Raw genomic sequence first — 22,506 nt, 5'->3', positions numbered from 1 at the left:
ACGGCCGCGGTAGAGATGCCCAGTCCTGTGGCAATCCGGGTCACGGCGCCGCGTCGGGCGAGAAGGTCTTCGAGAGCTTTGTCGCGCATGGCAGGAAGTTAGTGCGGGTAAGCTTCCGGTGCGAGAGGCAGTTTTCTTACATTTGCTAAGTCACCAAAATTGCCCGGAAGTCGTTCACATTGGTCAGGGTGGGGCCGGTGACCACGAGGTCTCCCAATGTCTTGAAGACGTCGTGGCTCCGATGGGCGGAAAGCGCAGCGAGCGGATCGCTACCTGCCGCGCGGATGCGGGCGAGGGTGTCCGGCGTAGCGACCGCCCCGGCATTGTCCTCCGAGCCGTCGATCCCGTCCGTGTCGGCCATCAGGGCCCAAATGCCCGAGTGGCCCGCCAGGGCGGCGGCAAGCCCGAGCAGGCATTCACCATTCCGGCCGCCAGCCCCCTTCGCACCGCCCAGGGTGACGGTAGTCTCGCCGCCAGACAGCAGGACGGCCGGTGAGGCGATGGGCTGCCCATGTGCGGCCACGGAGCGAGCAATGCCGGCAAGGAGGGTGCCGGCCTCGCGCGCCTCTCCCTCCAGAGCGTCGCCGAGAATGATCGGGTTGAGGCCGAGTGCACGGGCCTCTGCCGCCGCCGCTTCCAGGGACATCAGCGGCGTCGCGATCATCCGGTACTCGGCCCGGGCCAGGCGTGGGTCGCCGGGCTTCGGCGTTTCCTCCGCAGCCGCCTCCAGGTGGGCGCGAACGACATCGGGCAGGGCGATGCCGTAGCGGGCGACGATGGCGCGGGCATCGGCGAAGCTGCTGGGGTCCGGCACGGTGGGGCCGGAGGCGATGGCGGCGGGATCGTCGCCCGGCACGTCCGAAATGGCCAGCGTGACCATCCGCGCCGGGTGCGCTGCGGCAGCAAGGCGGCCGCCCTTGATCGCCGAAAGATGCCGGCGGACCACGTTCATCTCGTTGATCGTGGCGCCGCAGGCCAGCAACGCGCGATTCACCGCCTGCTTGTCCGCCAAGGTGAGCCCCGGGGCCGCCAGAGGCATCAGCGCGGAGCCGCCTCCGGAGATCAGGGCAAGGACAAGGTCATCCGCGGTCAGCCCCTGGACCAGCGCCAGGATGCGGGCTGCGGCCGATTCGCCCGCGGCATCGGGGACGGGGTGGGAGGCCTCAACCACCTCGATGTGGGCCGTGGTAACCGCATGGCCGTAGCGGGTGACGACAAGGCCCGTCATCGGCACGTCTGGCCAGGCGTCTTCAAGCGCCGCAGCCATCACCGCAGCCGATTTACCCGCCCCGACGACCACCACCCGGCCCGCCGGACGCCCGGGCAGGTGGGGGGCGAGCATGGCGCGCGGGTCGGCGCTGCGCACGGCTGCATCGAACATCCGGCGCAGAGCCGCGCGGGCGGTCGCATCGTCCCAGTCCATTTCGGCCTCCTGCCGCGCGCATCATCACCGAGGGCGGCACGGGAGCAAGCCCGGCCGACCGCATCCGGGCTTGTGGCATGGATGGTGGTATGGAAGAACGGGGCCGGTGAGGAAATGGTCCATGGGCTCAATGGCCGCCGAGGCGCATGAGGGGCAGGGAAAGGGTGCGGAGGATCTCCGCGCTCGCACGCTGCCGGTGCGCCGAGAGGGCAGCCCGGGCGGCCTCGGCATCGCCCAGCCGCAGGGCGTCAAGGATGCGGGCGTGCTCCTCGGCCGAGCCCGCGGGCTCCGGACGGAGCGCCGCGGTGGCGAGGCGGGCGCGCTGTGCCAGATCGGCCGCTTCCTGCGCCATGCGTGCCAGCCGGGCATTTCCGCAATTCTGCACGAGGGTCCGGTGGAAACGGTCGTCCGCCGCGGCCCAGGCATGGCGGTCGCCGCGCGCCAGTGCCTCGCGCATCGCCTCGGTGGCACGGGCCATGGTGTCGATGGCGGCTTCGTCCCGCTTGGTGGCGAGGCGGGCGGCGGCGGCGCCCTCAAGGGCAATCAGCACCTCATAGGTTTCGGCCATGCCGGTGGGATCGATCGGCAGGACACGGATGCCGCGCCGCGGCTGGACCTCCAGGAAGCCTTCCGCCTGCAGGCGCAGCACCGCCTCATGCACCGGCGTGCGGCTCATGCCGAGTTGCGCCGCCAGGTCGCCCTCCGTCGCCTGATGGCCGGGGGGCAGGGTCATTTCCAGGATCTGCGCGCGGAGCGCGCGATAGGCGGATTCGCCCAGGCTCGCGCGGGGCGCGGCAGGGGCGGGGGGCTGGCCGGTGCGGTCATCCTTCATCGGCACTGCCATGCCAGCCGCCGCCCGGTTTTCCAACAGGCCTCTCTCCAGACAGGGATCATTCATTGACCATGCCCGCCAAGCGCATCCACCGTATCGCCGCCATCCCCGCCGACGGGATCGGCAAGGAAGTCATTCCCGCCGGGCTTCGGGTGCTGGAGGCGCTGGCTCAGCGCAACGGCGGCTTCAGCCTCGATGTCGAGACCCTGCCCTGGGGCAGCGATTACTACCGCGAGAAGGGCGAGATGATGCCCGAGGACGGGCTGGAGACGCTGCGCAAATTCGACGCGATCTATTTCGGCGCCGTGGGCGATCCGAACCTTCCCGACAGCGTCACCCTCTGGGGCCTGCGCCTGAAGATCTGCCAGGGCTTCGACCAATACGCGAACATCCGCCCGACGCGCGTGCTGCCAGGCTTGACCAGCCCGCTGCGCTCGGTGGAGCCGGGTGATATCGACTGGGTGATCGTGCGCGAGAACTCGGAGGGCGAATATGCCGGTCATGGCGGCCGCGCCCATCGCGGACACCCCGAGGAGGTGGCGACCGAGACTTCCATCTTCACCCGCGCCGGCGTGGAGCGGATCATGCGGGTCGCCTTCGACATCGCCCGCAGCCGTCCGCGCAAGCTGCTGACCGTGGTGACCAAGTCCAACGCGCAGCGCCACGGGATGGTGATGTGGGACGACATCGCGGCCGAGATCGCGAAGAACTATCCCGACGTGACCTGGGAGAAGGAGCTGGTGGATGCGATGGCCGCGCGCATGGTGCGCAAGCCGGCCAGCATCGACACGGTGGTCGCGACCAACCTGCATGCCGACATCCTGTCGGACCTCGCCGGGGCGGTCGCGGGTTCGCTCGGCGTGGCGCCGACGGCCAATCTCGATCCCTCCCGCCGCGCACCCTCCATGTTCGAGCCGATCCATGGATCGGCCTTCGACATCATGGGCAAGGGCATCGCCAATCCGGTCGCGACCTTCTGGACCGGCGCGATGATGTTGGAGCAGCTCGGCGAGGCGGCCGCGGCCAAGGCGCTGATGGCGGCGGTGGAGCGCGTGTGCGCCGATGGCGTGTTCACGGCCGATCTGGGCGGCACCGCGGATACCGAGACGGTGACCCGGGCTGTGATCGCCGCGATCGAAGGCGCCAATGCGCCAGCCTGATCCTGTGCCAGAGTGAATCAACAAAGGAGGAAATTTCCATGAGCAAGCTGTTCCGCCGCGCGATTCTCGCGGCCTCCGTTCTCGCCCCGCTGGCGGCGCCCGCGCTGGCGCAGCAATTCCCGAACCGGCCGATCACCGTCACCGTGCCCTTCGCGGCGGGCGGGCCGACCGATGTAATCGCGCGGCTCGTGGCCGAGGGGATGGCGAAGGATCTCGGCCAGCCGGTCGTGGTGGAGAACATCACCGGCGCGGGCGGCACCATCGCGGCCGCCCGCGTGGCGCAGGCGCGGCCGGATGGCTATTCGCTGTTGGTGCACCATATCGGCCATGCAACGGCAGCCACGCTCTATCGCCAGCTTCCTTACAACGTGGAGACCTCCTTCGCGCCGCTGGGGCTGGTTTCCGATGCGGCCATGACGATCGTCGCGCGGCCCGACTTTCCGGCAACGGACCTACCGAGCTTCATCGCCGCGCTGAAGGCGCAGGGCGACAAGCTCAACCTCGCGCATTCCGGCCTGGGCGGCGCGAACCAGCTCTGCGGCATGTTGGTGCAGCAGGCGGCGGGCACGCCCCTCACCACCGTCGTCTTCCGCGGCTCGGCCCCGGCGCTTCAGGAGATGATGGCCGGGCGCATCGACGTGTTCTGCGACCAAGCGACCAACACTGCGCCCTTCATCCGAGACAATCGCATCAAGGCCTATGCGGTGACGCTGGACCGGCGAGTGGAGGGGCTGAACCTGCCCACCACGGCCGAGGCCGGCGCGCCTGGCATCTCGATGAGCACCTGGCACGGCGTCTATGCGCCGGCGGGCACGCCGGAGGCGGTGCAGGAGCGGCTCGCCACCGCCATCCGCGCCGCGCTGCGCGAGGAGCGGCTGCGGGCGCGCTTCGCTGATCTGGTGACGGAGGTTGCCTCGGCAGAGCAGGCGACGCCGGCCGCGCATCGGCGGCACCTGACAGCGGAAGTGGCGCGGTGGCGGCCGATCATCCAGTCCGCGGGCGTCTACGCGGACTGAGCCTCGCATGGGGAGCAGCCGGCACTCCCCGGCAAGCGCGCCGCAGTTGTAGGGTTCTTCACCCGGCCGGGCGGTGACAGTCTCCCGGCTTTCGGGGAGGGCGACGGCGATGGAAGACACGGCTTCGGAATCCCCTCTGGCAGGGAGATGCCATTGTGGAAAGGTCCGCTACGAGGCGGGGGGCCGGACCTTCAACCCGACGATCTGCCATTGCGCCGATTGCCGGCGCGTGGCCGGCGCGCCCTGCGTCGCCTGGTTCAGCGTGGAGCGGGATGGGTTCCGCGTCATTGCGGGCGAGATGCGCCTCTACGCCTCCAGCGCCCGGGCGGAGCGGGGGTTTTGTGCCGATTGCGGAGCCTCGCTCACCTTCCAGGCGCATGACCTTCCAGGCGAGATCGACGTGACGACGGCCAGCCTGGACGAACCCGGGCGCGTGCCGCCCGCGGACCACACGCGCACCGCGCGCCGGCTGCCATGGATGCGCTTCGCGGATGGCCTGCCGGCCTATCCGGGCACCCGCGAGGAGGGGCTCGCCGGAGCCGATGGGAGCGGCCAGGACTGACGGCCATTGGTGGCGGGGCGGGGGGATGGCGCGGCCGCTCCGCTGCCCCCATCTTCGCCACGAGGTGAGGACGATCTGATGACGGAGCCCATGGGCGACATCGACGACAAGACCCGCACGGAGTTGGAGGCAGCGGCTTTCCGCCGCCTGGTGCAGCATCTGCGCGAGCGCAGTGACGTGCAGAACATCGACATGATGAACCTGGCCGGCTTCTGCCGGAACTGCCTCAGCCGCTGGTACCGCGAGGCCGCGGAGGCGCAGGGCATCGCGCTGCCCGATGCGCAGGCACGCGAGATCATCTACGGCATGCCGTACAAGGAATGGCAGGCGAAGAACCAGCGCGAGGCGACGCCGGAGCAGAAGGCGGCCTTCGCCGTGAACAATCCGGGGCACTGAGCGCGGGTGTCGGCGGTGATCGCGAGCCTGGTCATGCCCTTCGACCAGGTCTTCGACCGGGGCTTCCGCGGCCCATTGCTGAAAGGCGTGCTGGGTGCGGTCCTGGCACTCGGCGTGCTGATTGCCCTCGCTGACTGGGCGGTGGTTTCGCTAGCGGGCGGAACCGGCTGGCTGGCGGCGGCGGCCGGGGTGCTGGGCGGCGTCGCAGGGCTTTTCGCTGCCTTCTGGCTCTTCGTGCCCTTCGCCCTGGCGATCGCCGGGCTGTTCCTGGACGAGACGGCGGCGGCGGTGGAGGCACGGCACTATCCCGGCCTACCGGCGCCGCGCGGGGCCTCGCTGGCGGCGCAGGGCGTGTTCAACATCACCCTGGCGCTGAAGGTGCTGGGGCTGAACCTCGTGCTGCTGCCGGTGGCGCTGCTGCTGCCGCTGGTGGGCGGCGTGCTGCTGTGGTTCCTGGCTGCCATTTCCCTGGGCCACGGGCTGTTCGAGGGTGTGGCGCAGCGGCGCATGTCGGTCGCCGAGGCGCGGGTCCTTCGCAAGCGGCGGGAATTCTCCGTCTTCACCTTGGGGGCGATACTGGCTGCCATGGCGCTGGTGCCATTCGTCAACCTGCTTGTGCCGGTGCTGGGAACGGCAGCGATGACGCATTTGCTGCATCGCGGGGCCGACGGGCCGGTGCGATAGCGCCTGGCCAGCCTCAACCCCGGCCGACGCGCCAAGCCACCGCGGCGGCGCAGGCCGCCGGGGTGCCGAAGACGACGAGCAGGATCGGCAACTCCTCCTGCACGCTGTAGCCCGCACTGCTGACGCCGATCCAAAGGTTGACGAGGGACGCGACCAGCCAGACCGGGATGAAGATCCGTGCCGCCGTGCTCACCGCGCCATTGGACAGGTAGCCGCCGACGAGGAACAGGCCGAGAAGCACCAGTCCAGCCATGATGATTGTGAGCGTGTGCATACCCCTCTCCGTTGCGGCGGCGGCATGATCCATCGATCATGGAGCTACGTCGCCCCTTTTCCGGGCCACATCGGCATGGCGGTCCAACAGGACCCCATTGAGGCGGGGAGGGCAGGCGGGTAAGACCCGCCCCTTCGCGTGGGGGTGCGACCATGGCCGAGACTGAAATCCAGGGGGAGGTTCAGGAGCAGGACACCGATATCGGCGGTATCGCGCTGGCCGCGACCGCCAGTGTCCCCCACGCGGCTCGGCTGGAACTTGCCCTCTGAATACAACGGCCTACAGGAAATCGGCATTTTTCGCGGCGACCTCTGAGACACGGATCGTCTCTGGACGTACACTCGCCGCCTCCCCGATCCGCCCCCTCAATCCCGAGCAGAACAATCGAGAGTCATATGTCTGACGTACCCTTCGACATCACGGATGAGGCAGCGGAGAGCCGCGCGAGGCAGGAGGCCGATCCGGATCCCGACGTTGGCGGTATCGCGGCGGATCGACTCCGCTCGATTATTGAACGGGTGGAGCGTCTGGAGGAAGAGCGCAAGGCTCTCGCCGACGACATCAAGGACATCTTCGCGGAAGCGAAATCCGCGGGCTTCGAGGTGAAGGTGATCCGCCAGATCATCCGCATCCGCAAGCAGGAGCCGGCCGAGGTGGAGGAGCAGGAGACGCTGCTCGACCTCTACCGCCGCGCCCTCGGCATGTGAGGTGAAGAGCCCTGGCCGAGGCCGGGGCCGATCCGCGGTCGCTCCGCAGGGTGGGGTGCGCCGCGGGGATCGCGCATGTCCTGCGCGTGACCAGTTGAGGCACCGCCCATACGGGTGGGCGGCGCCTCTCTGCGCCTATTCCGCCTCGGCGTGGCTGCCGTTGCGCCAGGCATAAACGCGGTAGGCCGCGCCCTCGCGGTCTCCCTTCGCATCGAAGCGGATCGGGCCGAGGGCGGTGGCGAATTCACGCCCCTTCATCGCCGCCAGGATCCGGCCGGGTTGAGGCGCATTCGCGGCGGCGGCGGCCTGGGCGAAGATCTGCACGGCGGCGTAGCTGTAGAGGGTGTAGCCGCTTGGATCGTAGCCGGCGGCCTCGAAGCGCTTCGCCACTTCGGCGCCGGCCGGAATGCGGCGCGGATCGGCCTCGAAGGTGAAGAGGCTGCCTTCGCCCACATCGCCGACGATGTTCCAGAAGTCGCGGACGTTCAGGTCGTCATTGGAGATGAGCCGGAGATCCAGCCCCTGCTCCTTTGCCTGGCGGAGCAGCAGCGCGGCCTCACGGTGATAGGCGGCATGGTAAAGCACGCGCACATTGGCGGATTTCAGCCGGGTGACCACGGCGTTGAAATCGGTCTCGCCCTTGGTGATCTGCGCGCGCATCGCTTCGCGCAATCCGGCGCGGTTGAGGCTGGCCTGGAATACGTCGCCCAGTGTCACGCCGGGGGAGGTGAGGTCGTTGGTGATGCCCACAGCCTGACCGGGGAAGCGCCGCGCGACATATTCGGCGGCGACGGCTGCCTGCTGGTCGTCGCGCCCGCAGACGCGGAAGACGTTGCCAAGGCCGCGCTCCGTGTAGCGGGGATTGGTGGAGCCCGGCGAGACCTGCGGAATGCCGGCGTCCGCATAGACATCGGACGCCGCGATCGAGGTGGCGGAGCAGTAATGGCCCACCACGAAGGCGACATTGCGCGCGACGATGCGGTTCGCGACGGCAACGGCCTGCCGGGGGTCGCAGGCATCATCCTCCATCGTCAGGACGATCCTGCGGCCGAGCACGCCGCCGGCGGCGTTGAGGTCCGCCACGGCCATCTCCGCGCCACGGCGCATCTGCTCGCCGATGGTCGCCTGGTCCCCCGTAAGGGGGCCGGCCATGGCGATGCGGATCTCGCCGCCCTGCGCCCGCGCCGCGCCCATAGCACCCAGCAGGGTGGCCAGTGCCATCCCCGCGCCGATCAATCCACGCCGCTTCGTCATGTCCGCCCCGGCCTCTGCTTGCACGCGAGGCTTCACGTCCTGCCGGCAAGAAGCAAGGGCACCGCCAACGATCTCAGGAATAGAGTTTGTCGATCGTCCCCGCATGGCGTTCCAGCACGATCCGGCGCTTTACCTTCATGGTGGGTGTGAGCGTGCCGTTCTCCACCGTGAAAGGATCGACCGCGGACCAGCGGCGAATCCGCTCGGTGCCGGAGAGTTTTCCGTTCACCCGCTGGATCGCGCTTTCCGCTTTGGCCCCCTCGGCCGGCACGACCAGCGCGATGATGCTGGACTTGCCTTCGCCCGCGACGACGGCCTGGAGGATCTCGGGCTCGGCCATCAGCAGCCCCTCGATCCGGGCTGGGCTGACCATGTCGCCACCCAGCGTCTTGATGAAGTCCTTCTTACGATCGGTGATGGTGATGCGGCCGGCCTCGTCGATACGGCCGACATCGCCGGTATGGAGCCAAGGGGTATTCTCGCCGGGTGGGATGGCGAGGGCGCGGGCGGTTGATTCCGGGTCGTTCCAATAGCCGTCCATCACCAGAGGGCCGCGCAGCAGCAACTCCCCGTCCTCGGCGATGCGGGCCTCCACGCCCTCCACCGGGGCGCCGACGGTGCGGCGCTCGTTGTCCCAAGGGAGATTCACGGCGACGACAGGGCCGGCCTCCGTCTGGCCGTAGCCTTGCAGGACAGTGACGCCGAGGGCGAGGAAGAAGCCGGAAAGGTCGGGGTCCAGCCGCGCCCCGCCTGAGACCATGGCGGTCAGCCTGCGCCCGAAGCGGGCCCGGACCTTGGCGCGGACCAGCCGGTCCAGCACGGCATCCTCCAGGCGTTCCAGCAAGTTCAGCGGCGGGCCGTCCATCTTCCGCAGGCCCAGGGTGACGGCGCGTTCGAAGAGCTTCCGTTTCCAGGGCTTCTCCTTTTCCAGCCCCGCCAGGATCCTGGCGCGAAGCACCTCGAACAGCCGGGGGACGGCGGTGACGAGGGAGGGTTCCACCTCCTGGAATTCGGCCGCCAGGCGCTCGGCGCCGCGGGAAAAGACAATCTCGATGCCGCAGGCGGGAAAGAGGAAGCACCCCACCGTATGCTCATAGGCATGGGAGAGGGGAAGGAAGGAGAGATAGCAGGCGCCGGACCATTCCAGGCCGAGGCGGCGAATGAAGGGGCGCACCCCCGCCGTGTTCGCCAGCATCGCCCGGTGGGGCAGCATTACCCCCTTGGGCAGGCCACCGGTTCCGGAAGTGTAGATCAGGCAGGCGAGCCGCCCCTCCGGGATGTGCTGCACCTCCGCCACCAGCATGGCCAAGTCACCGGGCGTCGCGGCCAGTTCGGACCAGGGGGTGGTGCCGGGGGCGTCCTCAAGGCAGATCAGCAGGTCCAGCCCGCCCGGACCCGCCGCCTCGCGCAGGCGTTCCGCTAGCCTGGCAGTGGAAGCGATGGCCGTCCGGGCGCCGCTGTCGCGCAGGATATGGGCATGATCCGCCACCGTATTGGTGGTGTAGGTGGGCACGGTCACCGCCCCGATGGCCATGATCGCGGTGTCCGCGATCAGGAACTCCGGCCGGCTGTCGCTGACCAGGGCCACGCGGTCCCCGGGGGAGACGCCCCGGGCGCGGAGGCCGGCGGCGATATTGGCGACCGCCAGGGCGAAATCCCGCCAGCTGGTGTGCTTCCAGGCGCCGCTGCGCCCCGTTCCTTCCCAGTGCCGGATCATGGGGCGTTCGGGGTTGCGGGCGGCCAGGCCCAGCATCATGCCGGGCAGGCTGGTCCATCGCGCCGTGTCCTGATTCATCCGTCTCCCCACCATGTGCTTCGCCGGCGGCCTTGGCTCACCTTGCCGGGGGCTTATATCGAGGGGGAGAATCCTGATTCCACAAGGCGCCTGTTCCGCATGAACCTTCACAAGCCCGCCCCCCTACGTGACACCGAGGCCCGGATCGGCGCCGTCCCGGCCGGGGAGGCGCTGCCGGAATGGGATCTGCGGGACCTTTATGCGCGCCCGGACGACCCCCGGCTGCTGTCCGACCTGAATGCGGCCGAGGCATCGGCGCGAGCCTTCGAGGAGGCGCATGCGGGCAAGCTGGCCTCCCTCTCGGGCGATGCCCTGGAGGCGGCGCTGCGGGAATACGAGCGGATCGAGGAGGTGCTCGGCCGCGTCATGTCCTATGCGCAGCTTCTGTTCAGCGGCGATGCGCAGAACGCCGATAACGGGCGCTTCTACCAGACGATGCAGGAGCGGGTGACGGTCATCGGCAGCCACCTGCTGTTCTTCACCCTGGAATTGAACCGGCTGGACGATGCACTGCTGGAGGGCCGGATCGCCTCCTCGGCTGCGCTGGCGCGCTGGCGCCCCTGGCTGCGCGACCTGCGCGTGTTCCGGCCGCACCAGCTTTCCGACGAGGTGGAGAAGCTGCTGCACGAAAAGGAGGTGACCGGGCGTTCCGCCTGGAACCGCCTTTTCGACGAGACGGTCGCGCATATGCGCGTGCCGGTGACGCGCAAGGGCAAGACCGAGGAACTGACTGTATCGGCTGCGCTGAACCTGCTGTCGGACAGCGACCGTGCGGTACGCGAGGCGGCGGCGGCGGGCGTATCCAAGGCCTTCGGGGAAAATATCCGGCTGTTCTCCCTCATCACCAACACGCTGGCGAAGGACAAGGAGATCATCGACGGCTGGCGGAACTATCCGCGGCCCGGCACATCCCGCAATCGCGCCAACATGGTCGAGGACGAGGTGGTGGATGCCCTCGTCTCCGCGGTGGTGGAGAGCTTCCCGCGCCTGTCGCACCGCTACTATGCCATGAAGGCGAAGTGGCTGGGGCTGGAGCGGATGAAGCACTGGGACCGCAACGCGCCGCTGCCGGGCGATGTGGACAGGACCATTCCCTGGCCCGATGCGCGGAACCAGGTGCTGACGGCCTATGCCGCCTTCAGCCCCGAGCTGGCTTCGCTCGGCCGCGACTTCTTCGAGAAGCCCTGGATCGATGCCGCGCTGCGCCCAGGCAAGGCAAGCGGTGCCTTCGCGCACCCCACCGTACCGTCCGCGCACCCCTATTTGCTGGTGAACTACCACGGCAAGTCGCGCGACGTGATGACGCTGGCGCATGAGCTGGGCCATGGCGTGCACCAACGGCTGGCCTCGGCGCAGGGCTACCTTATGTCCGGCACGCCGCTGACGCTTGCGGAGACGGCCAGCGTGTTCGGCGAGATGCTGACCTTCCGCGCCATGCTGGATGCCGAGACCGACCCGGCGCGACGGCGGCTGATGCTGGCCTCCAAGGTGGAGGACATGCTGAACACGGTGGTGCGGCAGATCGCCTTCTACCGTTTCGAGACGCTGCTGCATGACGAGCGTCGCAAGGGCGAGTTGTCTTCCGAGCGGATCGCCGAAATCTGGATGCAGGTGCAGCACGAGAGCCTCGGCCCGGCCTTCGACTTCACGCCGGATTATGGGGTGTACTGGTCCTACATCCCGCATTTCGTGCACACGCCGTTCTATGTATACGCCTATGCCTTCGGGGATTGCCTCGTGAATGCGCTCTACGGCGTGTACCAGGATGGGCAGGTGCCCGACTTCGCGACCAAGTATCTCGACCTGCTGCGCGCGGGCGGGACGCTGCGGCACAAGGAGCTGCTGGCGCCCTTCGGGCTGGATGCCTCCGATCCCGCCTTCTGGAAGCGTGGCCTCGACGTGATCGCGGGCTTCATCGACGAGCTCGAGCGCGCGGATGGCTGAGGAACGGGAGAACACCCTCTTCGGCGAAATCCGTCGCATGGCCCGCACCTCGGGCGCCGTTGGCGGGATTGCGGCGCGGGTCGCGGGGGAACGTTTCCTCGGCATCAAGACCGACAAGTCGGCGCATGCGGAGGATCTGAAGGCCATCCTCGGCGGGCTGAAGGGCCCGCTGATGAAGGTGGCGCAGTTCCTCTCCACCGTGCCGAACGCGCTGCCGGAGGAATATGCGCAGCAGCTCGCCTCGCTGCAGGCGAATGCACCGCCCATGGGCTGGGCCTTCGTGCGCCGGCGCATGGGGACAGAGCTGGGCCCGGCCTGGGAAAGCCGCTTCCGTGCCTTCGGGCGGGAGGCGGCGGCCGCTGCCTCGCTGGGGCAGGTGCACCGGGCGACGCTGCTCGACGGCACGCTGGTGGCCTGCAAGCTGCAATATCCGGACATGCCGAGCGTGGTGGAGGCCGACCTGCGCCAGCTTCGGCTGGCCATGGGCCTCTATGCACGCATGGACAACACGATCCAGCATGACGACGTCTATGAGGAGCTGCGCGAGCGGCTGCGCGAGGAGCTGGATTACGAGCGCGAGGCCGCGCAGATGCGGATGTACGGCCTCATGCTGCAGGACACGCCCCATGTGCATGTGCCCACGCCGGTCCAGGAGCTGACGACGAAGCGGCTTCTGACCATGAGCTGGCTGGATGGGCGCTCCATCCTGGCGCGGCTGGAGGAGAAGCCGTCGCTGGAGGAGCGGAACGCCTATGCCACGGCGCTGTTTCACGCCTGGTACGTGCCGCTCTACCGCTATGGCGTGATTCACGGAGACCCGCATCTCGGCAACTACCAGGTGCGGGAGGATGAGCGTGGCATCAACCTGCTCGACTTCGGCGCGATCCGCGTCTTCCCGCCGCGCTTCATCACCGGGACGCTGACCCTCTACGAGGCGGTGCGGGACGAGGATCGCGACAAGGCGGCGCATGCCTTCGAGCTATGGGGCTTCAAGGACCTCAAGCGCGAGACGATGGAGGTGCTGCTGCGCTGGGCGCGCTTCCTCTACGAGCCGCTGCTGGAAGACCGGGTGCGGCCCGTGCAGGAGACGAATGACCCGCAATTCGGCCGCAAGGTGGCCGAGGAGGTCCATAAGGGCCTCAAGCAGGTCGGCGGCGTCCGCCCGCCGCGGGAATTCGTGCTGATGGATCGCGCGGCGGTGGGACTGGGAAGCGTCTTCCTGCGCCTGAAGGCCGAGATGAATTGGCACGACATGTTCCACCGCCTCATCGACGATTACCGCGAGGCTGACCTGGCCGCGCGCCAGGCTGCGGCCTTGGCGGAGGCGGGCGTACCACCGACGGTGACGCCGGCAATCTGATCCACAGTGCCGTATTCCTCAGCCCGGGCTGAGGGATACGGCCAGTGGGATGCGGGGCGCGTCGCGCAGATCACGGCGCATGGCTTCCTGCTCGGTCCAGCGGGTGCTGGCAGGCAGGCGCATCACTTCGCAGCGCAGGGTCAAGACGGGAAGGCGGAAGGGCCAGGGCGCGAGGGACCAGGTGCCGGGCCCGCTGCGGGCCAGGGTCAGCTTCGCCATGCCGCCATCCTCCAGCGGCGCTTCGCCGGCCGCGCCGGGATGGGCGAAGCAAAGGGCGAGGGAGAGCGCATCCGCCACTGCGACCAGCGCCGCGTTGCGGTCCACCTGCGCGGGGCTCGCCCCCAGCCGCTCCGCCCAGGCGGATTGCAGCGCGCCCTGTTCGGACAGGTAGCGCCCGGCCGCTTGCTTGTCGGCTTCGCTGTCGCGCTCCGGATTGGCGTAGCGCGTGTAGATCAGCGTGCCATGCCGGGAGACCAGCAGCGCGGGCCAGAGGCCCCAGGCAGCCCGGGCCAGCTCCACGCCCTGCGCCCACATTGGCGCATGCCGGGCAGCACCCACGGCGGTGAAGGGGTGGGGCAGGCCGGTTCCCACATCCAGGGTCGGGGCGGATTCCCAGGGCATCCAGCCGATGTCGTGCTGGGCGGCGGCCAGGATTACCTCGGGCGCCGGATCGGGGTGGGCGAAGCCAGGCGCACCCCAGGCCTCCATGATCTGGCCGGAGAGCAGCGCATGGGCCGGCTGGGGGATGAAGAGGCGGGAGCCGTCCTCGGTGTCTTGGAGAATCATGCTCGCTTAACGCCCGTCTCAGCCCCGGGGAGGCGCCTCGACCTCCATCCCGAGCAGCAGGAAGGACAGGGTCTTGCCATGGCCGTCCAGGTTCAGGGCACCGTTCACCCCGCCTTCCAGCACATCATCCAGTACGAAGTTGAAGCCGTGCAGCCGGGGCAGGTCATGCCGCACCACCCCGGAACAGCCGCGATGGGCGAAGAGGGCCATCACACGCTCCTCCGTCACCTGAGCCGCCAGATGCACGTAATGCGCCGGGTCGAGTGCGAAGAGCCCGATGTTCAGCCGGTTGCCCTTGTCGCCAGCGCGGGCATGGGCGAGTTCATGCAGGATCACGACAGCATCTCCACCACCGGATGCACGCGCTCGCGCGGAACGAGGAAGGAGAGGGTGCGGACCCGGTCCACCACCCGCATCCGCACCCCGCCGCCGCCCGCCGGGCCACAGCAATACAGGGCGAGCACCTCCCGCGTCGCGCGTTCGGCGGGGCTGCGCTCATCGGTGGCCAGGGAGAAGCGGAGGCGGACCTCGTCGGGCTCGCCCCGGCGCCCGGTGCGGAGGGTGCCGGAATCGCCCTCATGAACGCTCGCCACTCCGATCAGGTCGAGCCGCGCGCGGCCCTCCAGCCCCAGGCGGCGGGCGCGTTCCAGCAGGGTGCGGCCGGCCAACTCCGCGCGGGCGCGGGCATTCGGGCCGGCATAGGAAATCTCGCCCTCGCCCAGCCAGCCGCCGGGGAAGGAGACGGTGGCCTTCAGCCGCTCGGGCCGGGGCCTGCCGCGGCAGCCGTGCACGCGAACCCGGTCCTTGCCCTCCTGCTCCAGCTCGACCTGAGTGATGTCGAGCACGACATCGGGGGTGAGATAGGCCGAGGGGTCGTGGATCTCGTAGAGAAGCTGCTCCTTCACCGTGCGGAGGTCCACCAGCCCGCCAGTGCCCTCGGGTTTGGTGATGACGAAGCCGCCATCCTCCGTGACCTCGGCAATGGGGAAGCCGGTGTCGTCCAGCCCCTCCACGTCCTTCACTCCCGGATCGGCGAAGTAGCCGCCAGTGACCTGGCTGCCACATTCCAGCAGGTGCCCGCAGGCAGTGCCGGCGGCGAGCCGGTCCCAGTCGTCCCCGGACCAGCCGAAATGCGCGATCATCGGGCCGAGGGCGAGGGCCGGGTCGGAGCAGCGCCCGGTGATGACCACATCGGCACCATCCCGCAGCGCCTGCGCGATGGGCTGCGCGCCGAGATAGACATTGGCCGCGATGACCTTGTTCTTCTCCATCACCGCGCCCGGCTCGCCCTCCCAGGGGGCGAGGTCGTCCAGCGCATCGGTGCCGCGTACGTCATCGCCCTCCACCACGGCGACCCGCAGACCCTCAAGGCCCAGGCTGGCGGCCAGGCGCAGCACGGCCCGACCGGCCGCGCGCGGGTTGGCGGCACCGCCGTTAGTGACGATGGGGATGCGGTGTTCCCGGCACGTCGCCAGGATGGGCCGCAGCAGTTCCTCGAGCATTGGCTCGTAGCCGGACTCGGGATTCTTCAGCCGCTCGCCTTGGGCCAGTGCCAGGGTGCGCTCGCCCAGCACCTCCAGCATCAGCGCGGCGGGGCCGCCTGCGGCGGCGAGGGCGGCGACCACGGGGCCGGGGGCGTCGAGCCGGTCCCCGGAAAAGCCGGAGCCGCAGCCGATGCGGAGCATCTGGGCCATGCTGTTCAGTCCGCCTTGATGTCGGCGGCGCGGATCACCTCGCGCCACTTCGCGATGTCGCCCGCCAGATAACTGCGGAATTCGTCCGGCTTCATGCCGACGGGCTCCAGCCCCTGATCCACCAGCTTCGGGCGGAGGCCAGGATCGGTAAGCGCCGTGTTCAGGGCGCCATGGAGCTTTTCCAGGATCGGAGCCGGCAGGTTGGCCGGGGCGAAGAGGCCATGCCATGCCGCGACGTCGAAATCCGCAATTCCCTGCTCGATCGCGGTGGGGACCTCAGGCGTCCATTCCAGCCGCTTGGCGGAGGTGGAGGCGAGGGCCCTCATCTTTCCGTCACGCATGAAGGGAAGCACGGCAGTGACCTGGTAGATGGTCATGGGCACCTGGCCGGAGATGATGTCAGTGAGGGCCTGGGCGCCGGAGCGGTAGGGCACATGCTCCAGCGGCGCGCCGGTCTTCAGCTTCAGCAACTCGCCCGCGAGGTGGGAGGAGGTGCCGTTCCCGGCCGAGGCATAGGCGACGCCCCGTTGCGTCTTCGCCCAGGCGATGAACTCGGGAAGGGTCTTGGCAGGAACCTGATTCCCGACGACGAGCAGGTTCGGCGCATTGGTGACGAGCGAGACCGGGGTGAAGTCGCGCAGCACGTCATAGGGAATGGTGCGGATGAGGGTCTGGTTCACCGAATGGGAGGCGATGGACCCCATGCAGAGGCTGTAGCCGTCGGGCGGTGACTTCGCGACGGCATCCGAGCCGACGATGCCGCCCGCGCCGGGGCGGTTCTCCACCACGATCGACTGGCCCAGCACCTCCGACATGCGGGGGGTCACGAGGCGCGTCATGATGTCGGTGCTGGTGCCGGCGCCGAAGGGCACGATCATGCGGATGGTGCGGCTCGGCCAGGCGCCCTGGGCCAGGACCGGTCGGGCCAGGGAAAGGACGGGCGCGGCAAGGGCGGCGCCGAGCAGGGCGCGCCGGCCGGGGGCGTGGCGGGGCATCGGGACGGTTCCTTGCGTTCCGGCTTTTGGGCCGCTTGCCCCGGAGGATTGCGCGTGGAGCGGCCGGGGACAACCCGTCAAGGCTTGCGCCTTTCGCGGCACCCCGCGATCTTCGCGCGCCAGAGGAACGACGGGACTAAGATGATGCGGCTAGCCGTCTTGAAGGAACGCCGGGCGGATGAGGCCCGGGTGGCGGCGACGCCCGATACAGTGAAGAAACTCATCGCGCTCGGCTGCAGCGTGGCCGTGGAGAGCGGTGCGGGACTGACGGCCGGGATTCCCAATGCCGCCTTCGCCGAGGCGGGGGCGGAGGTGGCGCCCGATGCCGCTGCGGCGCTTACTGGGGCGGGAATTGTGTTGAAGGTGCGCGCGCCGCTGGCCGCGGGCGAGGGAGCGCTGGACGAGCTCGCCCTGATCCCGAAGGGTGCGCTGGTGATCGGCACGATGGGCGCGGACAAGGACGCGGCCGCCCGCTACGCCGCCGCCGGCATCGATGCCGCGGCCATGGAGATGCTGCCGCGGATCACCCGGGCGCAGAGCATGGACGTGCTCTCCTCCCAGGCGAATCTCGCCGGTTACCGCGCGGTGGTGGAGGGGGCGGCGGCCTTCGACCGCGCCTTCCCGATGCTGATGACGGCCGCAGGGACCATTCCGGCGGCGAATGTGCTGGTGATGGGGGCGGGCGTGGCCGGGCTGCAGGCCATCGCGACGGCCCGGCGCCTCGGCGGGCGGGTTTCCGCCACCGATGTCCGGCCGGCGGCGAAGGAGGAGATCAAGTCCCTCGGCGCCAGCTTCGTCGGCTACGAGGATGAGGAGAGCCGCGCAGCCCAGACCGCCGGCGGCTATGCCAAGCCCATGAGCGCCGAATTCCTGGCCAAGCAGGCCGAGGTGGTGGCCGGCGCCATCGGCAAGATGGACATCGTGGTCTGCACCGCCCTGGTGCAGGGGCGCCGCGCACCGGTCCTGGTGACGGAGGCGATGGTGGCCTCGATGAAGCCGGGCTCGGTCATCGTGGACATCGCCTCGGATGCCGGCGGCAATTGCGCGCTGACAAAGCCGGGCGAGTCCGTGGTCACGGCCAATGGGGTGACGGTGCTGGGCTGGCGCAACTGGCCCGCGCGCATTCCGGCAGCGGCGAGCAGCCTCTATGCCCGCAACCTGCTGACCTTCCTGACCACCTTCTGGGACAAGGACTCCTCGAAGCCGGTTCTGCCGGTCGAGGATGACCTGGTGCGCGGCGTGATGCTGACGCGCGGCGGCCAGGTGGTTCACCCGCAATTCGTGGCCGGCTGAGGGGTCCGAGACAATGAACGCTGAGGAACTCGCCATCCGCGCCCAGGCCATGGCCGAGCGCGCGCTGGCCCTGGCCCTGGAGGCCCGCGCGGCCGCCGCCGAGGCCATGCCCGCCATCGAGCACGGGGCGGCCGCGGCCGAGCCCTTCCTGCTGCTGCTCACGATTTTTCTGCTGGCCTGCTTCGTCGGCTACCATGTGGTGTGGAGCGTGACGCCGGCCCTGCACTCGCCGCTGATGGGCGTAACCAACGCCATCTCCTCAGTAATCGTGGTGGGCGCCATGATGGCGACGGGGCTCGCCGAATCCTGGCTGGCCCAGGCCTTTGGCTTCCTGGCGGTGACGCTGGCTTCGGTGAACATCTTCGGTGGCTTCCTGGTCACGCGGCGGATGCTTGCCATGTTCCAGCGGAAGGGCTGAGACGATGGGTCATACGCTTTCGACGCTGTCCTATCTCGTCGCCTCTGTCCTCTTTATCCTGGCGCTGAAGGGGCTTTCGCATCCCAGCACCAGCCGGCGCGGCAACCTCATGGGCATGGTGGGCATGGGGATCGCGATCCTCGCGACCCTCGCCCATCCCGGGATGCGCGTCGGCGGGATCGGTCTGATCATCGCAGGCCTCGCCATCGGCGGCACCTTCGGCGGCATCATCGCCAACCGCATCCAGATGACCTCCCTGCCGCAGCTCGTTGCGGCCTTTCACTCGCTGGTGGGCTTGGCGGCCGTCTTCGTGGCGGCGGCGGCGCTCTACGCCCCGCAGAGCTTCGGCATCGGCGTGCCGGGGAACATCCACGGGCAGTCCCTGGTGGAGATGTCCCTGGGGCTGGCCATCGGCGCCATCACCTTCTCCGGCTCGGTGATCGCCTTCGCCAAGCTGGACGGGCGCATGTCGGGCGCGCCGATCCTGTTCAGGGGGCAGCACCTGCTGAATGCCGCGCTTGGCGTGCTGCTGCTGCTGCTGGTCGTTGCTTTCGTCTGGACGGGCAGCACGGCGCTGTTCTGGCTGATCGCCATCCTGGCCTTCGCCCTGGGCTTCCTGCTGATCATCCCGATCGGCGGGGCGGACATGCCGGTCGTCGTCTCAATGCTGAACAGCTATTCCGGCTGGGCGGCGGCGGGGATCGGCTTCACCATCGGCAACCTGCTGCTGATCGTAACCGGTGCCCTGGTCGGCGCCTCGGGTGCGATCCTGTCCTACATCATGTGCAAGGGGATGAACCGCTCCATCCTCAACGTGCTCCTGGGCGGCTTCGGGGCTGAGGCCGGCGCCTCGCCCGCCGGCGGCGGCGCGGCCCAGCCCGCGCGCCCCGTGAAGTCCGGCTCGCCGGAGGATGCGGCCTACATCATGAAGAACGCCGGCAAGGTCATCATCGTGCCCGGCTACGGCATGGCGGTGGCCCAGGCGCAGCAGGTGGTGCGGGAGATGGCGGACCTTCTGAAGAAGGAAGGCGCGACGGTGGAATACGCCATCCACCCCGTCGCCGGCCGCATGCCGGGCCATATGAACGTGCTGCTGGCCGAGGCGAACGTGCCCTATGACGACGTGCACGAGCTGGAGGAGATCAACCCCGAATTCGCCGAGGCGGACGTAGCCTATGTGATCGGGGCGAATGACGTGACCAATCCGGCCGCCAAGACGGACAAGGCTTCCCCCATCTATGGGATGCCAATCCTGGAGGTGGAGCGGGCGAAGACGGTGTTCTTCGTGAAGCGCGGCATGGCCTCCGGCTATGCCGGCGTGGAGAACGAGCTGTTCTTCCGGGACAACACCATGATGCTGTTCGGTGACGCCAAGAAGGTCACGCAGCAGATCGTGCAGGCGCTCCAGAAGTAGCGGGACGCCGGAGGCACTGCCTCCGGACCTCTGCCGGGATGGCCATGGCCATCCCGGATGCCCGGGCGCCTAGGCGGCCGGGCGCCAGCCTGCCAGCCGCCGCGCCACCTCCGCCTCCAGGCTTTCCAGCAGCGCATCACGCATCCCATGCCGGCGCAGCGTGTCCGCCGCGTCGAGCAGATAGGCGGCCGCTGTCCCGCCAGGGCCGCTGGACTGGGCGAGGGTGTCCGCCACGGTGGCGATGGGTTGCTGTCCCACATGCAGCGGGTGGTCGTGCCGCGCGACGAAGCAGAGGGTGCGGATGGTAGCGCCGCCCGTGTCGCGGCTGGCATGCATCACCGCGTCGCGCCACTCGGGCCGATAGAATCCGGGGCCCATCTCCTGCTTCCAGGCTTGCCACAGGCGTGATTCCACATTGGGTCCGGGCAGGTGGAGCAAGAGGCCGGAACAGGCGAGGGCGGGGACCTCCTCCAGCCCGAGGGTGAGGCCCGGGGTGGCGGGCGTTCCGCGGTCATGGGTATCGCGCAGTGAATAGCGGCGGGCGAGGCCGGACAGCCGGGCAGGGGTGACGATATCCGGACGGGCTTCATCGTGGCTCCACATCAGGGCGCCATAGGCGAAGACCCAGAGACCGAGCTTCGGGTCGCGGCCATGCAGGAAGACCTTCATCTCCGCCCGCAGGCGGGCCTCGTCCGGTGCGGGCGCCGCGGGGCCGGGCGGCGGCGGCAGGACGGCACGGGCGATCAGTTCATGGGTGAGGCTTGGCATGTCGGTATCCGGCGGTTCCCCGGGCGGAACGCGCGGGCGGGGGCGTGGTTCGCCCGGCTTGCATGGATGGGCAGGTGGCATGAGGCTTGCTGCGCTACCGTGACAACTACCGTGATCATCCGGGGGTAAGACGAGATGCAGCGACGCTAATTCCTGGCGGCTTCCGCCGGGCTCGCTGCTCTGGGCGCGCCACGCATCGGGGCGGCCCAGGGGACGAAGGTGCTGCGCTTCGTCCCTCAGGCGGATCTCTCGACGCTCGACCCGCATTGGAACACCGCCTATGTCACGCGCAACCACGGCTTCATGGTGTTCGATACCCTCTACGGCACCGACTCGGGTTACGCGCCGCAGCCGCAGATGGTCGCGGGGCATGTCGTCGAGGATGACGGCAAGCGCTGGACGCTGACCCTGCGCGATGGTCTGCGCTGGCATGATGGGGAACCGGTGCTGGCGCGGGACTGCACCGCTTCTATCCGCCGTTGGGCCAGCCGGGACGGCTTCGGCGCAACGCTGATGGCGGCGGTGGAGGAACTTTCCGCTCCCGACGACAAGCGGATCCTCTTCCGACTGAAGAAGCCCTTTCCCATGCTGTCCACGGCCCTGGGCAAGTTCGGCGTCCACATGCCGGCGATGATGCCGGAGCGCCTGGCAAAGACCCCGGGCACCACGCAGGTAACGGAGATGGTGGGCTCCGGCCCCTTTCGCTTCCTGGCCGATGAGCGGGTGCCGGGCGCGCGGGCCGTCTACGCGCGGAACGAGCGCTATGTCCCGGTGCCGAACGGCACGCCCAGCGGCACCGCCGGGCCGAAAATTGTAAACCTGGTCCGGGTGGAGTGGCTCACTACCCCCGATCCTGCCACCGCCGCCAGTGCCCTGCAGGCAGGCGAGGTGGATTAGTGGGACTTCGCCACGCCCGACCTGCTGCCGCTGCTGCGGCGAAACCGTAATCTAACGGTGGGGGTGCTGGATCGGGCGGGCTATTGCGCCAGCTTCCGCATGAACCATCTGCACCCGCCCTTCGACAATCCGGCGGTACGGCGCGTGGTGCTGGCGGCCGTGAACCAGACGGACATGATGCTGGCCTGCGCCGGGGTTGACCGTGCCATGTGGCGCGTGCCGGCTGGTGTCTTCACCCCCGGAAGCCCGCTGGCAAGCGAAGTGGCGCTGGATGTGGTGACCGGCCCACGGAAGCCCGAGCGCTCGAAGCGGGAACTGGCGGCGGCTGGCTACAAGGGTGAGCCGGTGGTGTTCCTGGTGCCAACCGACCTGCCGCATGTAAATGCCATGAGCGAAGTCATGGCGGACACGCTGAAGAAGATCGGTATGAACGTCGATTATCAGGCGATCGACTGGGGATCGGTGCTGACGAAGCGGGGCAGCAAGGCGGCGCCGGCCCAGGGCGGTTGGAGCGCCTTCGTCACCTTCAGCGCGGGGGCGGACAATGCGACGCCGGCGGCTAATACCCAGCTGTGGGCCAATGGGCAGGCGGGTTGGTTCGGCTGGCCGGACGATCCGGAGATCGAGGCGCTACGGGGCGAGTGGTTCGATGCGCCGGACCTAACTGCGCAGAAGACGGTGGCCGGCCGGATGCAGCGCCGTGCCTTCGAGACGGTGCCTTTTGTCCCCCTGGGCCAGTATTTCCAGGCCACCGCCTACAGGAACACGCTGACCGACGAGCTTCCGAGCTTCGCGACCTTCTGGAACCTGAAGAAGGCGGGCTGACGTTCTGCC

21 protein-coding genes and 1 pseudogene are annotated in these 22,506 nt (G+C 69.0%); 12 read left to right on the top strand and 10 right to left on the bottom strand.

From position 1 onward, the window contains the following. Positions 1 to 145: 145 nt before the first annotated feature. Both GSE44_RS19170 and GSE44_RS19165 read right to left on the bottom strand, forming a co-directional pair. Entirely contained in the window at positions 146 to 1,423 is a 1,278-nt protein-coding gene (locus GSE44_RS19170; RefSeq protein WP_159350440.1) for a glycerate kinase type-2 family protein, read from the bottom strand. A 127-nt stretch (positions 1,424 to 1,550) separates the two neighbouring features. After that, on the bottom strand, positions 1,551 to 2,267 hold the full coding sequence (locus GSE44_RS19165; RefSeq protein ID WP_201306139.1) for a GntR family transcriptional regulator: 717 nt from the start codon (positions 2,265 to 2,267) through the stop codon (positions 1,551 to 1,553). 59 nt (positions 2,268 to 2,326) lie between these two features. Here GSE44_RS19165 and GSE44_RS19160 point away from each other — a divergent pair, with 59 nt between their 5' ends. From GSE44_RS19160 to GSE44_RS19140, 5 genes are all read left to right on the top strand, one after another. Then, a complete protein-coding gene (locus GSE44_RS19160) occupies positions 2,327 to 3,415 on the top strand; it encodes a tartrate dehydrogenase (protein WP_159350439.1) in 1,089 nt (362 codons plus the stop codon). Between the two features lie 38 nt (positions 3,416 to 3,453). Then, complete coding sequence (locus GSE44_RS19155) at positions 3,454 to 4,431, top strand: tripartite tricarboxylate transporter substrate-binding protein (protein ID WP_159350438.1); 978 nt, start codon at positions 3,454 to 3,456, stop codon at positions 4,429 to 4,431. Positions 4,432 to 4,540: 109 nt separating this feature from the next. Next, a complete protein-coding gene (locus tag GSE44_RS19150) occupies positions 4,541 to 4,993 on the top strand; it encodes a GFA family protein (RefSeq protein ID WP_159350437.1) in 453 nt (150 codons plus the stop codon). A gap of 78 nt (positions 4,994 to 5,071) precedes the next feature. Then, positions 5,072 to 5,389 (top strand): DUF1244 domain-containing protein, encoded by a 318-nt coding sequence (locus GSE44_RS19145; protein WP_235924955.1) that lies wholly within the window; start codon positions 5,072 to 5,074, stop codon positions 5,387 to 5,389. Positions 5,390 to 5,395: 6 nt separating this feature from the next. Then, positions 5,396 to 6,073: an EI24 domain-containing protein gene (locus GSE44_RS19140; protein ID WP_159350436.1), complete on the top strand. Its 678-nt coding sequence runs from the start codon at positions 5,396 to 5,398 to the stop codon at positions 6,071 to 6,073. A gap of 13 nt (positions 6,074 to 6,086) precedes the next feature. On the opposite strand, the gene GSE44_RS19135 is transcribed toward GSE44_RS19140, so the two are convergent. Further along, a complete protein-coding gene (locus GSE44_RS19135) occupies positions 6,087 to 6,347 on the bottom strand; it encodes a hypothetical protein (protein WP_159350435.1) in 261 nt (86 codons plus the stop codon). A gap of 395 nt (positions 6,348 to 6,742) precedes the next feature. Here GSE44_RS19135 and GSE44_RS19130 point away from each other — a divergent pair, with 395 nt between their 5' ends. Then, complete coding sequence (locus GSE44_RS19130) at positions 6,743 to 7,054, top strand: DUF2312 domain-containing protein (protein WP_235924953.1); 312 nt, start codon at positions 6,743 to 6,745, stop codon at positions 7,052 to 7,054. A 135-nt stretch (positions 7,055 to 7,189) separates the two neighbouring features. On the opposite strand, the gene GSE44_RS19125 is transcribed toward GSE44_RS19130, so the two are convergent. Further along, entirely contained in the window at positions 7,190 to 8,308 is a 1,119-nt protein-coding gene (locus GSE44_RS19125) for a branched-chain amino acid ABC transporter substrate-binding protein (protein ID WP_159350434.1), read from the bottom strand. Between the two features lie 73 nt (positions 8,309 to 8,381). Further along, on the bottom strand, positions 8,382 to 10,103 hold the full coding sequence (locus GSE44_RS19120) for an AMP-dependent synthetase/ligase (protein WP_159350433.1): 1,722 nt from the start codon (positions 10,101 to 10,103) through the stop codon (positions 8,382 to 8,384). Between the two features lie 99 nt (positions 10,104 to 10,202). Between GSE44_RS19120 and GSE44_RS19115 the strand changes: the two genes are divergently transcribed. Further along, entirely contained in the window at positions 10,203 to 12,047 is a 1,845-nt protein-coding gene (locus GSE44_RS19115; RefSeq protein ID WP_159350432.1) for a M3 family oligoendopeptidase, read from the top strand. Then, positions 12,040 to 13,407 carry an ABC1 kinase family protein gene (locus GSE44_RS19110; protein ID WP_159350431.1) on the top strand — a complete coding sequence of 456 codons (1,368 nt, stop codon included), beginning with the start codon at positions 12,040 to 12,042 and terminating at the stop codon, positions 13,405 to 13,407. Before GSE44_RS19115 ends, GSE44_RS19110 begins: the two co-directional genes overlap by 8 nt. 18 nt (positions 13,408 to 13,425) lie before the next feature. On the opposite strand, the gene GSE44_RS19105 is transcribed toward GSE44_RS19110, so the two are convergent. The 4 genes from GSE44_RS19105 to GSE44_RS19090 are packed head-to-tail and all read right to left on the bottom strand — an operon-like array spanning position 13,426 to position 16,882. Next, complete coding sequence (locus GSE44_RS19105) at positions 13,426 to 14,193, bottom strand: DUF3891 family protein (RefSeq protein WP_159350430.1); 768 nt, start codon at positions 14,191 to 14,193, stop codon at positions 13,426 to 13,428. Between the two features lie 18 nt (positions 14,194 to 14,211). Next, complete coding sequence (locus tag GSE44_RS19100; RefSeq protein WP_159350429.1) at positions 14,212 to 14,529, bottom strand: AtuA-related protein; 318 nt, start codon at positions 14,527 to 14,529, stop codon at positions 14,212 to 14,214. Continuing rightward, complete coding sequence (locus GSE44_RS19095; RefSeq protein ID WP_159350428.1) at positions 14,526 to 15,887, bottom strand: acyclic terpene utilization AtuA family protein; 1,362 nt, start codon at positions 15,885 to 15,887, stop codon at positions 14,526 to 14,528. Before GSE44_RS19095 ends, GSE44_RS19100 begins: the two co-directional genes overlap by 4 nt. Before the next feature lie 5 nt (positions 15,888 to 15,892). Beyond that, a complete protein-coding gene (locus GSE44_RS19090; RefSeq protein WP_159350427.1) occupies positions 15,893 to 16,882 on the bottom strand; it encodes a Bug family tripartite tricarboxylate transporter substrate binding protein in 990 nt (329 codons plus the stop codon). A 144-nt stretch (positions 16,883 to 17,026) separates the two neighbouring features. Between GSE44_RS19090 and GSE44_RS19085 the strand changes: the two genes are divergently transcribed. The 3 genes from GSE44_RS19085 to GSE44_RS19075 are packed head-to-tail and all read left to right on the top strand — an operon-like array spanning position 17,027 to position 20,007. Beyond that, a complete protein-coding gene (locus GSE44_RS19085; RefSeq protein ID WP_201306141.1) occupies positions 17,027 to 18,175 on the top strand; it encodes a Re/Si-specific NAD(P)(+) transhydrogenase subunit alpha in 1,149 nt (382 codons plus the stop codon). A gap of 13 nt (positions 18,176 to 18,188) precedes the next feature. Beyond that, positions 18,189 to 18,593, top strand: a complete 405-nt coding sequence (locus GSE44_RS19080; protein ID WP_159350425.1) for an NAD(P) transhydrogenase subunit alpha part 2 — start codon at positions 18,189 to 18,191, stop codon at positions 18,591 to 18,593. 4 nt (positions 18,594 to 18,597) lie between these two features. Next, positions 18,598 to 20,007, top strand: coding sequence for an NAD(P)(+) transhydrogenase (Re/Si-specific) subunit beta (locus tag GSE44_RS19075; RefSeq protein WP_159350424.1), 1,410 nt, complete (start codon positions 18,598 to 18,600; stop codon positions 20,005 to 20,007). A 69-nt stretch (positions 20,008 to 20,076) separates the two neighbouring features. Here GSE44_RS19075 and GSE44_RS19070 read toward each other — a convergent pair whose 3' ends face one another. Continuing rightward, complete coding sequence (locus GSE44_RS19070; RefSeq protein ID WP_159350423.1) at positions 20,077 to 20,775, bottom strand: gamma-glutamylcyclotransferase; 699 nt, start codon at positions 20,773 to 20,775, stop codon at positions 20,077 to 20,079. A gap of 153 nt (positions 20,776 to 20,928) precedes the next feature. On the opposite strand from GSE44_RS19070, the pseudogene GSE44_RS19065 reads away from it, so the two are divergent. Then, positions 20,929 to 22,497 (top strand): annotated as a pseudogene (locus GSE44_RS19065) (ABC transporter substrate-binding protein). The last annotated feature ends 9 nt before the right edge of the window (positions 22,498 to 22,506 follow it).

Origin of the sequence: Muricoccus harenae (genome assembly GCF_009848505.1) — a bacterium.
GTDB classification, from domain to species: Bacteria; Pseudomonadota; Alphaproteobacteria; order Acetobacterales; family Acetobacteraceae; genus Roseomonas; species Roseomonas harenae.
Note: the sequence above shows the minus strand (reverse complement) of the source record. Positions and strands in the feature narration are given on the sequence as shown.

Coding starts and splice junctions, on each gene's coding strand:
- GSE44_RS19170 (WP_159350440.1), bottom strand. CDS start 1,423: ATGGACTGGGACGATGCGACCGCCCGCGCGGCTCTGCGCCGGATGTTC.
- GSE44_RS19165 (WP_201306139.1), bottom strand. CDS start 2,267: ATGGCAGTGCCGATGAAGGATGACCGCACCGGCCAGCCCCCCGCCCCT.
- GSE44_RS19160 (WP_159350439.1), top strand. CDS start 2,327: ATGCCCGCCAAGCGCATCCACCGTATCGCCGCCATCCCCGCCGACGGG.
- GSE44_RS19155 (WP_159350438.1), top strand. CDS start 3,454: ATGAGCAAGCTGTTCCGCCGCGCGATTCTCGCGGCCTCCGTTCTCGCC.
- GSE44_RS19150 (WP_159350437.1), top strand. CDS start 4,541: ATGGAAGACACGGCTTCGGAATCCCCTCTGGCAGGGAGATGCCATTGT.
- GSE44_RS19145 (WP_235924955.1), top strand. CDS start 5,072: ATGACGGAGCCCATGGGCGACATCGACGACAAGACCCGCACGGAGTTG.
- GSE44_RS19135 (WP_159350435.1), bottom strand. CDS start 6,347: ATGCACACGCTCACAATCATCATGGCTGGACTGGTGCTTCTCGGCCTG.
- GSE44_RS19130 (WP_235924953.1), top strand. CDS start 6,743: ATGTCTGACGTACCCTTCGACATCACGGATGAGGCAGCGGAGAGCCGC.
- GSE44_RS19125 (WP_159350434.1), bottom strand. CDS start 8,308: ATGACGAAGCGGCGTGGATTGATCGGCGCGGGGATGGCACTGGCCACC.
- GSE44_RS19120 (WP_159350433.1), bottom strand. CDS start 10,103: ATGAATCAGGACACGGCGCGATGGACCAGCCTGCCCGGCATGATGCTG.
- GSE44_RS19115 (WP_159350432.1), top strand. CDS start 10,203: ATGAACCTTCACAAGCCCGCCCCCCTACGTGACACCGAGGCCCGGATC.
- GSE44_RS19110 (WP_159350431.1), top strand. CDS start 12,040: ATGGCTGAGGAACGGGAGAACACCCTCTTCGGCGAAATCCGTCGCATG.
- GSE44_RS19105 (WP_159350430.1), bottom strand. CDS start 14,193: ATGATTCTCCAAGACACCGAGGACGGCTCCCGCCTCTTCATCCCCCAG.
- GSE44_RS19095 (WP_159350428.1), bottom strand. CDS start 15,887: ATGGCCCAGATGCTCCGCATCGGCTGCGGCTCCGGCTTTTCCGGGGAC.
- GSE44_RS19090 (WP_159350427.1), bottom strand. CDS start 16,882: ATGCCCCGCCACGCCCCCGGCCGGCGCGCCCTGCTCGGCGCCGCCCTT.
- GSE44_RS19085 (WP_201306141.1), top strand. CDS start 17,027: ATGCGGCTAGCCGTCTTGAAGGAACGCCGGGCGGATGAGGCCCGGGTG.
- GSE44_RS19080 (WP_159350425.1), top strand. CDS start 18,189: ATGAACGCTGAGGAACTCGCCATCCGCGCCCAGGCCATGGCCGAGCGC.
- GSE44_RS19075 (WP_159350424.1), top strand. CDS start 18,598: ATGGGTCATACGCTTTCGACGCTGTCCTATCTCGTCGCCTCTGTCCTC.
- GSE44_RS19070 (WP_159350423.1), bottom strand. CDS start 20,775: ATGCCAAGCCTCACCCATGAACTGATCGCCCGTGCCGTCCTGCCGCCG.